Here is a 13,221-nt window from a genome sequence, read left to right on the forward strand (position 1 = left end):
CGTGACCCGTCCTCATGGCGTGACCTCCACCCGCACGCCGGGCAGGTCCAGCAGCTCCACCAGGCGGGCCGCGGCCGAGCGGGGGGTGCGCAGCACGGCGGTCGCGCCGCGGCGGTGCGCGTACTCGGCCAGGTGGGCCAGGGCGCGGTGGTCCACGAAACGCAGGTCGGCCGCCGACAGCACCAGCTCACCGTCGGTGGGTCGCAGGTCGGCGCGGTCCAGGGCGGTGCGGAACAGGTCGTGGTTCGACATGTCCAGCTCGCCGGCGAGCGCGGCGTGCCCGTCGGCGGGCGCCACGGCGTACAACCGGAACAGCAGGTCCTCGACGTTGGTCTGCGGGTGCATGCAGGCCAACTCGGTGACCGCCCGGTCGCCCAGGTTGAGCCGGTGGTAGGCGCACATGGCCTTGAACGGCCGGGTGCGCATGTAGCGGTCGATTCGGTGCTCGTAGCGGGTGAAGACGTCGAGCTGGGCCGGGGTGCGGACCAGCTCGGTGGCCTCCGCGACCACGCGCAGCCCGGTGTGGCCGGCGGCCAGCGCCTCGTCCGTGGCGGCCGCGTAGGCGGCGACCTGCGCCGCCGGGTCGACGACCTGGTCGGGCGAGTAGGTGGAGACCAGGGGGACCACCGCGGCGGCGCCCCGGCGCACCGCGTCGGTGAAGCTCGGTAGCGCGTGCAGCCGCTCGGCCACCAGGTCCGAGGGGCGCGGTGTCACGTACCAGAAGCGCTCGCCGGCCGCGAGGCCCGCGGCGAGGTGGCGCTCCGCCTGGTCGGCGAGGGATTCCAGGTCGTCGTACGACCAGCAGATGTGACTGCCCGGCGCGGTCCGCCGTTCATTGTTGATCATGCTGGTCGCCTCACGCTGACCAGTGTAGGCCGCCCTGGAACGGGGGCCGGGCGCGCGACCTGCCGGGATGCCGGGGGCGGACGCTTCCGACCGGTTCGTCGCCCCGGAGTGGGTCTGCCTGCCGGCCGTTCCGTCCCCCGGAGGCCGCGTCGGCCGGTGCCCGGTCAGGCGCTCCGCGCGCCGCTGAGGCGCTCGGTGCGGGGGAAGGACGCCCAGATGTTCTTGGTGGTGCCCGTGGCGTACCAGCCGACGTCGAGGGAGAGGGCGCGGGCCAGCTCCAGGCCGCGTCCGCCGTCGCCGACGGGCCGGGCCTCGGCGAGCTGCGGCACGGACCCCAGGTCGTGGTCGGCGACGTCGAGGATGAGGTAGTCGTCGGTCGCGAGCAGCCGGACGATGGTCGGCGGGATCCCGTGGCGCAGGGCGTTCGTCGCCAGCTCCGTGGCGATCAGCGCGACGAGCTCGGGGACCTCCGCCAGGGCCTCGCCCTCACCGAGCACGTCGCCGGTCAGTTCCTCGTGCAGGGACGCCCGCAGGGCACGCAGGTCCACCGCCTCCTGCAACGTCCACCGCCGCAGCTCAACGGCCTGCGCCGGGGGTGGGGAACTGCTCAGCTGGCCCATGGTTCCGTTCTACCCGATCTCCGGCCGGCTCACTCCAGGGCGCATCGGTCGGCGCACCGGATCGTGGGTGCCCCGGGGCACCCCCGGACGGCAGCGACGCACCCGCTCGGCGGCCATCCGTCCGCCCACCGCCAACCCGTGCCGTTCCACCGCCGTCAGCCCGTACGCCCCGCAGGTCGGCGTGAAGCGGCACCGTCCCGGCCAGTGCGGCGACAGCCAGCGGCGGTAGCCCCGGATCACCGCCACCCCCGCCCGGTCCAGCACCGGCGCCCGGGTCGCCGCCGCCGTCGCCGCGCCGAGCGTCAGCAGGGCGGAGAACAGCCCCAGGTCGCAGCAGTCGCAGCAGCCGTCGGGGTTCTTCGACTTCGACATGTGCCGTTGCTGCCGGCGGTTCTCGCGGGCCGTCTCCCGGAGGCGTCTGAACATCACGGTCCCGATCATCGGCCAACGCGACGGCCGGCGCGCCGTCGCCCCCGGAGCCGACCGGCCGGTGGGACCCGGACGCGGTGTCGCCCCGGACGCGGAATCGACCGGTACCGCCGGTGGCCGCATGGCGGGCGACGGTCGCGGGTAGTGCTCAGGCAATGACCGAGAGGAGAACGCCGTGCCAAGCACCACGATGCCGATGCTCGAGACGTACCCGAAGTCGATCAACCTGGACCGGGCCAAGCTGGCCGCCGTCGTCGAGGCGCTCAACACCTGCGCCCAGGCGTGCACCGCCTGCGCCGACGCCTGCCTGAGCGAGGACATGGTCGCCGAGCTGACGAAGTGCGTACGGACGAACCTGGACTGCGCGGACATCTGCACGACGACCGCCCGGGTGCTGTCCCGGCACACCGGCTACGACGCCAACATCAGCCGCACGCTGCTGGAGGCGTGCGCCACCGCCTGCAAGTCCTGCGGCGACGAGTGCGCCGGCCACGCGGGCATGCACGAGCACTGCCGGATCTGCGCCGAGGCCTGCCGCGCGTGCGAGCGGGCCTGCCGGGACCTGCTCGCCACCATGAGCTGACCGTCCCCGGACGACACGGCGCCGGCATCCCGCAGGGGGTGCCGGCGCCGTGTCGATCCTCCGGCCAATACCCGGTGGGGGTATGTATGGTGGTCGGGAGGAGGAGGCGCAGATGCCCCACGGGACGCACCACCACGACGACCACCCACCCCGCGCGACGGGTACCTCCGACACGCACGCCGGCCAGCACGCTCCGGGCGCGGGCGGGCACGCCGGGCACGACAAGCACGCCGGGCACGACCCGGAGATGTTCCGCCGGAAGTTCTGGCTGAGCCTGGCACTGACGGTGCCGATCGTGCTGACCAGCGACATGGTGATGGACTGGTTCGGCTACCGGCTGGAGTTCCCGGGCGTGGCATGGGTCGGCCCGGTCCTCGGCACCGTCGTCTTCCTCTACGGCGGCTGGCCGTTCCTGGTCGGGGCCGTACGGGAGGTGCGCGACCGGGCGCCCGGCATGATGCTGCTCATCGCGATGGCCATCACGGTGGCGTACGTCGCCTCGGCGGCCACCGCGCTCGGCGTCTTCGACCTGGACTTCTGGTGGGAACTCGCCGCCCTGGTCACGATCATGCTGCTCGGGCACTGGCAGGAGATGAAGGCCATCGGGCAGGCGCAGGGCGCGCTGTCCGCCCTGGCGGCGCTGCTGCCCGACGACGCCGAGCGGGTGGCGGCCGACGGCGGGGTCGAGCGGGTGTCCGTGGCGGACCTGCGGGTCGACGACCTGGTGCTGGTCCGGCCCGGCGCGCGGGTGCCGGCCGACGGCCGGATCGTCGAGGGCGGCGCCGAGCTGGACGAGTCCATGGTGACCGGCGAGTCGCGGCCGGTCTCCCGGGGCGTCGGGGACCGGGTGGTCGCCGGCACCGTGGCCACCGACGCGGCGATCCGGGTGCGCGTCGAGGCGGTCGGCGAGGACACCGCGCTGGCCGGCATCCAGCGCCTGGTGGCCCAGGCCCAGCAGTCCAGCGGTCGCGCGCAGGTGCTCGCCGACCGCTTCGCCGCCTGGCTGTTCTACGTCGCTACCGTGGTGGCCCTGGCGACCCTGGTGACCTGGGCCGTGCTCGGCGACCTCGGCGCGGCCGTGGTGCGTACCGTCACCGTGCTGGTGATCGCCTGCCCGCACGCGCTGGGCCTGGCCATCCCGCTGGTGATCGCGCTGTCGACCGCCGTGGCGGCCAGGGGCGGGATCCTGGTCAAGGACCGGCTGGCGCTGGAGCGGATGCGCACGGTCGACGCGGTGCTGTTCGACAAGACGGGCACCCTGACCCGGGGCGAGCACGTGGTGTCGGGGGTGGCGGCCACGCAGGGCGGCAGCGAGGACGAGGTGCTCGCCCTGGCGGCGGCGGTGGAGGCGGACAGCGAGCATCCGCTGGCCCGGGCCATCGTGACCGCCGGGGCCGGGCGCGGCGTGGCCCGGCGGGCGACGGGGTTCCGCTCGTTGACCGGGCGCGGCGTCCGCGCCGAGGTCGACGGCACGGCGTACGCCGTCGGGGGTCCCGCCCTGCTGCGCGAGCTGGGCGCGCGGATGCCGGACGACCTGGCCGACCGGCAGGGCGACTGGTCGCGCCGGGGCGCGGCGGTGCTGCACCTGCTGCGCCTCGACGGCGACACGGCCACCGTCCTCGGCGCCCTGGCGCTGGAGGACCAGGTCCGCCCCGAGGCCCGCGAGGCGATCGCCGAGCTGCGGGAGCAGGGCGTGGGCAAGATCGTGATGATCACCGGTGACGCCCGGCCGGTCGCCGAGGCGGTCGCCGCCGACCTCGGTTTCCGCCCCGGCGTCGACGAGGTCTTCGCCGAGGTGCTGCCCGCCGACAAGGACGACGCCGTGGCCGACCTGCAACGGCGCGGGCTGCGGGTGGCGATGGTCGGCGACGGGGTGAACGACGCCCCCGCCCTGGCCCGGGCCGACGTGGGCATCGCCATCGGCGCCGGCACCGACGTGGCGATCGAGTCCGCCGGGGTGGTGCTCGCCTCGTCCGACCCGCGGGGCGTCACCGGCGTGATCCGGCTGTCCCGGGCCTCGTACCGCAAGATGCTCCAGAACCTGGGCTGGGCGGCCGGCTACAACGTCGTCGCCCTCCCGCTGGCGGCTGGCGTGCTGGCGTGGGCCGGGGTGACGCTCAGCCCGGCGGTCGGGGCGATCCTGATGTCCGCCTCGACGATCGTGGTGGCGCTCAACGCCCAACTGCTGCGCCGCGTACGCCTGCGGCCTCGGGAGGAGTGAGCGGCGACTCCACCGACCAATCCGATTGTCTTGACAGGAAAAATTGTCGGTGGGACGCTGTGCCCATGTTCGACATCGCAGTGATCGAGGACCCGGCGGCGGCCGAGGCGTCGCTGGACCCGATGCGGGCCCGGCTGCTGGCCGCGCTCGCCGAGCCGGCCTCGGCGACGATGCTCGCCGCCCGCGTCGGCCTGCCCCGGCAGAAGGTCAACTACCACCTCCGGGCGCTGGAGCAGCACGGCCTGGTCGAGCTGGTGGAGGAGCGCCGCAAGGGCAACGTGACCGAGCGGGTCATGCGGGCCACCGCGGCGTCGTACGTGATCTCGCCCGCCGCCCTCTCCGCCGTCCGGCCCGACCCGGCGCAGTCGCCGGACCGGCTGTCGGCGCGGTGGCTGCTGGCGCTGGCCGCCCGCCTGGTGCAGGACGTCGGCGCGCTCGTCACCGGCGCGGAGCGGGCGAAGCAGCGGGTGGCGACCTTCGCGGTCGACGGCACCGTCCGGTTCGCCTCGGCGGCCGACCGGGCGGCCTTCGCCGAGGAACTGGCGGCCACCGTCACCGCCCTGGTCGGCAGGTACCACGACGAGGACGCCCCCGGCGGGCGCGAGCACCGGGTGGTGGTCGCCCTGCACCCCAGCGCCGACCCCGACGACAGAACCCCGAACGAGGAGCACTGACATGGGACACCACTTCGAGCTGCGCAAGGACGTCGAGCTGGCCGCCACGCCCGAGCAGGTGTGGGAGGCCATCGCCACCGGGCCGGGCATCGACTCCTGGTTCATGGGCCGCACCGAGGTCGAGCCGGGCGAGGGCGGCCGGACCCGCCTGACGATGGCCGGCCACGTCGAGGAGTCGACGATCACCGCGTGGGAGCCCGGCAAGCGGCTCGCCGACCGCACCGAACCGGCCCCGGACGGCACGTTCATGGCCATGGAATACCTGATCGAGGGCCGCGACCAGGGCAGCACGACCCTGCGGCTCGTCCAGAGCGGCGTCCTCGGGGACGACTGGGAGACCGAGTACGAGGCCATGGGGATCGGCTGGGACATGTACCTCGGGACGCTGGCCGCGTACCTCGCCCACTTCCCCGGCCGGACCGCGACCCCGGTCTCGGCCTTCCGCCCGGGCGTCGGCGGCGCGGACCGGGTGTGGCCGGTCGTGGCCGAGGCCCTCGGCGTGGCCGGTCCACTCGCCGAGGGGCAGCGCGTCCGGTGCACCGTCGCCGGGCTGCCGCCGATCGAGGGCGTCGTCGACCTGGCCGGCCTGCCGACCTACGTCGGTGTCCGCACCGGCGACGCGCTCTACCGGTTCCTGCACTCCGGTGCCGACCGCGGCGACGCCCTGGTCCTCGGCCACCACGTCTTCGCCCCCGGGCAGGACCCGGCCCGGGCCGAGCGGGCCTGGCAGGACTGGCTGGCCGCCCTGCCCGTCGGCTGACCCGACGACGAGAGCGCCGGGCGGCCCGACCGGCCCGGACGCCCGTCGGACGGGGGCCGATCCGGACGCCCGGCAGGCTGTGCCCGGTGGGAGCCGGGCCGGCCCCGCCGGGCGTCCGGGTGTGGTCAGGGCGTGAGGACGAGGCGCCCGCGCAGGCCGCCCGCGGCGAGGCGGTCGTGGGCCACGCCGACCTGGTCCAGCGGCAGGGTGTCCGCGACGCGTGGGCTGAGCCGTCCCGCGCCCACCAGCGCGGCCAGTTCGGTCAACCGTGCGCCGTCGGCGAACACCTCCTGCACGACGACGCGCGTGGCCCGCAGGGGCGGCGGCGCGAACGGTGCGACCAGGGCCACGAAGGTGCCCTCCGGCCGCAGCGCCTCGTGCGCCGCGACGCCGACCACCGCGGCGTCGACCACCGCGTCGACGCCGCCGGGAACCTCGCGGCGTACGGCCTCGGCGAGCCGTCGCGTACGCGGCACGAACCAGGTCGCGCCCAGGTCGCGGACGAGCGGTTCGTCGTCCGTGCCCGCGACGGCCACGGTGCGCACGCCCCGCATGGCGGCGAGTTCGAGCAGCAACCCGCCGACACCGCCCGCGGCGCCGGTGACGAGCAGCGTCTGCCCGGCACGCAGGCCCGTGAGGGCGAGCGACCGGTCGGCCGTGAGTCCGGCGAGCGGCAGGGTGGCGGCCCGTGCGGCGGGGACGCCGACCGGCGCGGGGGCCACCGCGCGGTCGTCCAGGACGACGTACTCCGCCTGGGCGCCACCGGCCGACAGCACGTCGCGCAGGCCGATCACCTGGTCCCCGGCGGCGAACCGGTCGACGCCGGGACCGACCTGGTCGACCTGCCCGGCCACGTCCCAGCCGAGCCACACCACCGGGGCGGGGGCGAGCAGGCCGGCCTCGCTGAGCGCACCGCTGCGGGTGGACAGGTCGATCCGGTTGACCGCCGCCGCGGCCACGCGGACACGCACCTGGCCGGGCCCGGCCTCCGGCACGGGTGCGTCGACGACTTCCAGGACCTCGGGGCCGCCGAAGCGGCGTACGGCAACAGCCTTCATGCCGCTCACGCTAGGGCTGCTACTCTCCGGCGGTAAGTAGGTACCCGAAGGTGCGTAACCCTCCCGGAGGTCCGTCATGGCGACCCTGAGCGCCGCGCAGCTGCGGGAGCACCAGCGCGACGAGTACAACGCCTTTCTCGCCCAGTGCCCGGGCCACCAGCTGCTGGCGACGCTCAGCGACAAGTGGGTGACGCTGGTCCTCGCCGCCCTCGCCGACGGGCCCCTGCGCTACAGCGACCTGAGCCGCACCATCCCCGGCGCCAGCCAGAAGATGCTGACCCAGACGCTGCGCAAGCTGGAGCGCGACGGACTCCTCACCCGCACCGTCACGCCGTCGGTGCCGGTGCGCGTCGATTACGAGATCACCGCGCTGGGCCGTACCCTGCTTCCGATCCAGCAGGCGATCAAGAACTGGGCCGAGACGCACATCGAGCAGGTCCATCGCGCCCGCGCCGCGTACGACCGCGGCGACGCCGGCTGACCGTCGCTCCGACCTGGACGGGGTGTGGCCTGGGCTACACGGCCGTCCGGCGCTTGTTGCACGGGATTGGCAATTGCGGAATGCTGGCGTTAGTGGCCGGCAGCCCCGGGCGCGACGATCCAGACCATGGCCGGGGCGTCCGCCCGCTCGTGACCGTGGACCGCCGCGGGCACGTCGGCCAAGATCAGGACGCCGGCCCGGGTACGACGCCGGGCGGTCGTGCGAAGAACAGACCCGGGAGCATGTGATGGGTACGCCTGTGTCCAAGCGCGTGGCGGCGGTGGCCGTCGCCGGTGTCCTCGCCGTGGCCGGCTGTTCCTCGCCGACGACCACGTCGACGGGCGCGGCCGGCGCCGGCACGCTCGTCGTGGCGACGGCGGGTGAGCCGGACGCGTTGAACCCGGTGCTGAACTACGGCGTCGACGGCGGCTCCCTGATCTTCGACGGGCTGGTCGCCCGCGACGCCCGCAACGAGCTGGTGCCGGCGCTGGCCCGGGAACTGCCGACCGTGTCGGCGGACGGCAGGACGGTCACCGCGAAGCTGCGCGACGGCGTGCTGTTCCACGACGGCAGCCCGTTCACCGCCCAGGACGTGGTCTTCACCTACCAGGCGGTGCTGGACCCGAAGGTCGACTCCACGCTCCGCTCCGACCTGGACATGCTCGCCTCGGTCACCGCGCCCGACCCGTCGACCGTGGTGTTCACCCTGAAGTACGCCTACGCGCCCTTCGCGCAGCGGCTGGCCCTCGGGATCGTGCCGGCCAAGGCGCTGACCGGGCAGGACATCAACAAGGCCGAGTTCAACCGCAAGCCGGTGGGCACCGGCCCGTACCGCGTGACGTCGTGGACCCCGGGCGACCGGCTCGTGCTCGCGGCCAACGAGAGCTGGTGGGGCGGCAGGCCCGCCAACGGCGGCGTGGTGGTGGCGTTCGTCGCCGACGACAACGTACGCGCGCAGCGGATGCGGGCGGGGGAGTTCGACGCGGCGGAGCTGGCGCCGAAGCTGACCACCGGCTTCGACGGGCAGGCCGGCTACCGGGTGCAGCGGGTGCCCACCGCCGACTACCGGGGCGTGATGCTGCCGATGGGCAACCCGGTCACCGCCGACCTCGCGGTGCGGCGGGCACTGAACGCGGCGGTGGACCGCGCGGCGATGGTCACCGGGCTGCTCGGCGGGGCGGGCGAGCCCGCGTTCGGGCCGGTCCCGCCGACGTCGGAGTTCGCCGAGCCGTCGATCGTGGGCAGGCCCGCCGCCGACCCGGCCGCCGCGACCGCCGCCCTCGACGCCGCCGGCTGGAAGCCGGGCCCGGACGGGATCCGTGCCAAGGACGGCCGGCAGGCGGCGTTCGCGCTGATGTACCCGGCCACGGACAGCCTCCGCAAGGAACTCGCCCTCGCGGTGACCGCCGACGCGAAGAAGGTCGGCATCAAGATCACCCCCGAGGGGCTGACCTGGGACGCGATCACCCCCCGGATGAAGAGCGACGCGCTCGTGATGGGCTACGGCACCCCGTACGACCCGGACTTCGTCTCCTACAAGCTGTTCGGCTCCGCCTTCGCCGGCCAGGGCTTCTTCAACCCCGGCTCCTACCGGTCGCCCGTGGTGGACAAGGCGTTGCAGGACGGCCGCGCCAACGCCGACCCGGCCGCCCGCAAGGCCGCGTACGCCACGTTCCAGAAGCAGCTCGCCACCGACATGCCGTGGGTGTTCCTCACCTACCTCCAGCACACCTACGTGGTGAAGGACGCGGTCGCCGGGGTGACCCCCCGGGTGGAGCCGCACGAGCACGACGTCGCCAACAGCCTCTGGTGGAACATCCACACCTGGACGAAGAAGTCGTGACGACGCCCGCCCCGACAGCGAAGACCCCCGCCCCGACCGCCACGCCGCCCCCGGCGAGGACCACCGCCCGGCGCCGGCCGCGGCGGCTGGCGGGAGCCGGCAAGGTGGTCCGCCGGCGGTTGCTGGTGGCCGTGCCCATCCTCGCCGCCACCAGCGTCGGCATGTTCGCCCTCGGCGCGGCCTCGCCGATCGACCCCGCCCAGCAGTACGCGGGCGCGGCGGCGTTCACCGCCACCGAGGAGAACCTGGCGCAGATCCGCGCCAACTGGGGCGTCGACGACCCGCTGCCGGTGCAGTACCTGCGCTGGGTCGGCAACCTGCTCCAGGGCGACCTGGGCTGGTCCACCAGCCGCCACGAACCGGTCACCTCCGTCCTCGCCGCCCGCGCCGGCTGGACCCTGCTGCTCGTCGGCGCCGCCCTCGCCCTCGTCCTCGTGGCGAGCCTGCTGCTGGGCACGCTGGCCGCGTACCGGCGGGGCGGCTGGTTCGACCGGGCGCTGCGCGCCACCGCGTACGCCGTGCAGTCGATGCCGGTGTTCTGGATCGGGCTGGCCGCGATCGCCCTGTTCGCCCTCACCCTCGGGTGGCTGCCGGCGGGCGGGCTCACCGACATCACCGCCACCGGCACCGACCCCGCCGACGTGGCCCGGCACCTGATCCTGCCGGTGGGCGTGCTGGCGATCGCCCAGACGCCGTGGTTCGTGCTGTTCATCCGGGACGCCGTCGCCGACAGCCTCCGCGACGACCACGTCCTCGCCGCCCGGGCGCGGGGGCTGCCGGGCCGCACCGTCCTGTTCGGCCACGCCCTGCGTACCGCCCTGCTGCCGTTCCTCACCCTCGTCGGCACCCACCTGCCCGAGCTGATCGGCGGGGCCGTCCTGGTGGAGACCGTGTTCTCCCTGCCCGGCCTCGGCGCGGTCACCGTCCAGGGCGCGCTGGGCAGCGACTTCCCGCTGCTGGCCGCCACGACCCTGGCCACCACCGTCGTGGTGCTGGCCGCGAACCTGGGCACCGACCTCGCCTACGCCGCCGCCGATCCCCGGGTACGCCTCGATGACTGACCTCGCCCTGCCCGCCCGGGTCCGGCGGCCGAAGCCGCGTACGGGCCGGGTCGGTGCCGCCGTCGCCTGGGCCGTGCTCGTCGGCGCGGGCCTGGCCTGCCTCCTCGCCCCCGTCCTCTGGCCGCTCGACGAGAGCGCGGTGGACCTGGCCCGTACCCGGCTCGCGCCCTCCTGGGCGGACCCGGCCGGCACCGACGACCTGGGCCGCGACGTGGCCCACCGCAGTCTCTACGGCCTGCGGGTCTCGCTGCTCGTCGGCGCGGTCGCCGCGTTCGTCGCCACCGTGATCGGCGGCCTCGTCGGCGCGGTGGCCGGCACCCTCGGCGGCTGGGTCGACCGCGTGCTCATGCGGGTGGTCGACACCATCGCGGCGCTGCCGCACCTTTTGCTGGGCATCTTCATCGTCGCGATGCTGCGTCCGAGCCTGGGCGCGGTGATCCTGTCGATCGGGCTGACGCACTGGCTCTCCACCGCCCGCATCGTCCGGTCGGAGCTGCTCAGCCTGCGCACCCGGCCGTTCATCGACGCCGCGATCTCCGGCGGCGCGAGCCGGGCCCGGGTGATCACCCGGCACCTGCTCCCGCACGTGCTGCCCCGGTTGGCGCTGGCCACCACGCTGATGGTGCCGCACGCCGTCTGGCACGAGACCGCGCTGTCCTTTCTCGGCCTGGGCCTGCCCCCGCACCTGGCCTCGATCGGCAACATGATCAACGACGGGCAGCGGTCCCTGCTCACCGGCGCCTGGTGGGCCAGCATCGTGCCCGGCCTGCTCCTCGTCGTCGTCACGCTGGCCCTGGCCGCCCTCACCGGCCGCTGGCGCGACCGCCTCGACCCGCGCGTACGAGCGGAGCTGCACCTGTGACCACCACCCGCGAGCCCACCGCCGCCGGCAGCGCCGACACCGCCGACGCCGCCGGCAGCGCCGCCCCGGCCGGAACCGCCGCCGACGGTCGGCCGGGCCTGTTGGAGGTCGACGGGCTGACCGTCCGCTTCCAGCTCCGCGACGCCGTCGTGCAGGCCGTCACCGACCTGCACCTGACCGTCCACCCGGGCGAACTCCTGGCGGTGGTCGGGGAGTCCGGCTGCGGCAAGTCGGTGCTCGCGCACGCCCTGCTCGGCCTGCTCCCCGGTAACGCCACCGTCACGGGTCACGCCCGCCTGCGCCCGCCCACCGGGGCGCAGGTCGACCTGGTGAACTCCTCCGAGCGACACCTCGCCCGCGCCGTACGCGGCCGCGCGGTCGGGCTGGTCCCGCAGAGCCCCGCCACCGCCCTGACTCCCGTACGGACGGGCCGGCGGCTGCTGGAGGAGACCCTGCGCGCCCACGGGTGCACCCGGCGCGAGGCGCCCGCGGCGGCCGAGCGCGTCGCCGACGACGTCGGGCTGGATCCCGCCGACCTCGACCGCTATCCCCACGAGCTCTCCGGCGGCATGGCCCAACGCCTGGCCACCGCCCTCGCCCTCGCCCCCGACCCGCCGCTGCTGCTCGCCGACGAACCCACCACGGGCCTCGACCGGCCCCTGGTCGACCACACCCTCGACCTGCTGCGCCGCCGCTGCGACGCCGGCGGCGCCGTCCTGCTCATCACCCACGACCTGGCCGCCGCCCGCCGGATCGCCGACACGGTCGCCGTCATGTACGCCAGCCGGATCGTGGAACGGCGGCCGACGGCCGAACTCTTCGCGGCACCCGCCCACCCCTACACCGCCGGCCTGCTCGACGCCCTGCCCGAGCGGGCGTTCCGGCCGGTCCCCGGCCATCCGCCGATGCTCACCGACCTGCCGCCCGGCTGCGCCTTCGCCCCGCGCTGCGACCGCGCCACCGACGTCTGCCGCACCTCGCCCGCGCCCTCGGCGGGCACCCCGGCCCGGATCGCCTGTCACCACCCGCTGACCCTCGGAGCGCCGGCATGACCAGCACCGCCGGAGCGACCGACACCGTCGGCACGGCCGACACCGTCGGCATGACCAGCACCGCGCTCGCGGCCCACGAGGTCACGGTCTCCTACGGTGGCCGGCGCGTCCTCGACGGCGTCGACCTGCGCGTCGCCCCCGGCGAGACGGTCGGCCTGCGCGGGCCCTCGGGCAGCGGAAAGTCCACCCTCGCCCGGGTGCTGGCCCTGCTGCACGCCCCCGAGGCCGGCCACGTCACCCTCGACGGTCAGCGGGTGGCAGGCGCCCGGCACCGGCTGCCCGCCGCCGTCCGTACCCGCGTCGCGATCCTGTTCCAGAGCCCCCGCGCGGCCACCGACCCCCGGCTGGGCCTCGCCGACATCATCGCCGAGCCGCTGCGCGCCACCGGCACGCCCGAGGCGCCGGCGCGGGCCCGCGCGGCGGAGCTGGCCGACCTCGTCGGCCTCACGCCCGACCTGCTCGCCCGCCGCCCCCACGCCGTCAGCGACGGGCAACTGCAACGCGCCTGCCTCGCCCGCGCGCTCGTGCACCGGCCGGACTACCTGCTCTGCGACGAGGCCACCGCCATGCTCGACGCCTCCACCCAGGCGCACCTCGCGGCCGTCATCACCGACTACCAACGGGAGCACGCCGCCGGGGTCCTGCTCATCACCCACGACCCGGCGCTGATGGCCCGCTGGGCCACCAGGGTGGTCGACCTGCCGCCGCCCCCGTCGCAACCCTGACCGGCC

At 75.2% G+C, this 13,221-nt stretch carries 14 protein-coding genes; 10 read left to right on the plus strand and 4 right to left on the minus strand.

Annotation, left to right across the window (positions count from 1 at the left end; translation table 11 throughout):
* Positions 1-12: 12 nt before the first annotated feature.
* From RM555_RS04480 to yidD, 3 genes are all read right to left on the minus strand, one after another.
* Entirely contained in the window at positions 13-846 is an 834-nt protein-coding gene (locus tag RM555_RS04480; RefSeq protein WP_311410573.1) for an MEDS domain-containing protein, read from the minus strand.
* 164 nt (positions 847-1,010) lie between these two features.
* Positions 1,011-1,466, minus strand: a complete 456-nt coding sequence (locus tag RM555_RS04485) for an ATP-binding protein (RefSeq protein ID WP_311410574.1) — start codon at positions 1,464-1,466, stop codon at positions 1,011-1,013.
* 9 nt (positions 1,467-1,475) lie between these two features.
* Positions 1,476-1,892 carry a membrane protein insertion efficiency factor YidD gene (yidD, locus tag RM555_RS04490; RefSeq protein ID WP_311410697.1) on the minus strand — a complete coding sequence of 139 codons (417 nt, stop codon included), beginning with the start codon at positions 1,890-1,892 and terminating at the stop codon, positions 1,476-1,478.
* A 178-nt stretch (positions 1,893-2,070) separates the two neighbouring features.
* Between yidD and RM555_RS04495 the strand changes: the two genes are divergently transcribed.
* The 4 genes from RM555_RS04495 to RM555_RS04510 all read left to right on the plus strand — a co-directional run bounded on the left by RM555_RS04495 (position 2,071) and on the right by RM555_RS04510 (position 6,133).
* Complete coding sequence (locus tag RM555_RS04495) at positions 2,071-2,478, plus strand: four-helix bundle copper-binding protein (protein WP_311410575.1); 408 nt, start codon at positions 2,071-2,073, stop codon at positions 2,476-2,478.
* 112 nt (positions 2,479-2,590) lie between these two features.
* A complete protein-coding gene (locus RM555_RS04500; RefSeq protein ID WP_311410576.1) occupies positions 2,591-4,699 on the plus strand; it encodes a heavy metal translocating P-type ATPase in 2,109 nt (702 codons plus the stop codon).
* Between the two features lie 65 nt (positions 4,700-4,764).
* Entirely contained in the window at positions 4,765-5,373 is a 609-nt protein-coding gene (locus RM555_RS04505) for an ArsR/SmtB family transcription factor (protein WP_311410577.1), read from the plus strand.
* Between the two features lies 1 nt (position 5,374).
* Positions 5,375-6,133, plus strand: a complete 759-nt coding sequence (locus RM555_RS04510; RefSeq protein ID WP_311410578.1) for an SRPBCC family protein — start codon at positions 5,375-5,377, stop codon at positions 6,131-6,133.
* 125 nt (positions 6,134-6,258) lie between these two features.
* On the opposite strand, the gene RM555_RS04515 is transcribed toward RM555_RS04510, so the two are convergent.
* Positions 6,259-7,191, minus strand: a complete 933-nt coding sequence (locus tag RM555_RS04515; RefSeq protein WP_311410579.1) for an NADP-dependent oxidoreductase — start codon at positions 7,189-7,191, stop codon at positions 6,259-6,261.
* A 76-nt stretch (positions 7,192-7,267) separates the two neighbouring features.
* On the opposite strand from RM555_RS04515, the gene RM555_RS04520 reads away from it, so the two are divergent.
* The 6 genes from RM555_RS04520 to RM555_RS04545 all read left to right on the plus strand — a co-directional run bounded on the left by RM555_RS04520 (position 7,268) and on the right by RM555_RS04545 (position 13,215).
* Positions 7,268-7,672 (plus strand): winged helix-turn-helix transcriptional regulator, encoded by a 405-nt coding sequence (locus RM555_RS04520; protein WP_311410580.1) that lies wholly within the window; start codon positions 7,268-7,270, stop codon positions 7,670-7,672.
* Between the two features lie 247 nt (positions 7,673-7,919).
* On the plus strand, positions 7,920-9,515 hold the full coding sequence (locus tag RM555_RS04525; RefSeq protein WP_311410581.1) for an ABC transporter substrate-binding protein: 1,596 nt from the start codon (positions 7,920-7,922) through the stop codon (positions 9,513-9,515).
* On the plus strand, positions 9,512-10,576 hold the full coding sequence (locus RM555_RS04530; protein ID WP_311410582.1) for an ABC transporter permease: 1,065 nt from the start codon (positions 9,512-9,514) through the stop codon (positions 10,574-10,576). Before RM555_RS04525 ends, RM555_RS04530 begins: the two co-directional genes overlap by 4 nt.
* Positions 10,569-11,438 (plus strand): ABC transporter permease, encoded by an 870-nt coding sequence (locus RM555_RS04535; protein WP_311410583.1) that lies wholly within the window; start codon positions 10,569-10,571, stop codon positions 11,436-11,438. The genes RM555_RS04530 and RM555_RS04535 overlap by 8 nt, the downstream gene beginning before the upstream one ends.
* The gene (locus RM555_RS04540; RefSeq protein ID WP_311410584.1) at positions 11,435-12,490 is read left to right on the plus strand and encodes an ABC transporter ATP-binding protein; all 1,056 of its coding nucleotides are present in this window, start codon (positions 11,435-11,437) and stop codon (positions 12,488-12,490) included. Before RM555_RS04535 ends, RM555_RS04540 begins: the two co-directional genes overlap by 4 nt.
* Positions 12,487-13,215, plus strand: coding sequence for an ABC transporter ATP-binding protein (locus RM555_RS04545; RefSeq protein ID WP_311410585.1), 729 nt, complete (start codon positions 12,487-12,489; stop codon positions 13,213-13,215). The genes RM555_RS04540 and RM555_RS04545 overlap by 4 nt, the downstream gene beginning before the upstream one ends.
* Positions 13,216-13,221: the final 6 nt, after the last annotated feature.

It is taken from the genome of Micromonospora reichwaldensis (genome assembly GCF_031845925.1).
Lineage (GTDB): Bacteria > Actinomycetota > Actinomycetes > Mycobacteriales > Micromonosporaceae > Micromonospora > Micromonospora reichwaldensis.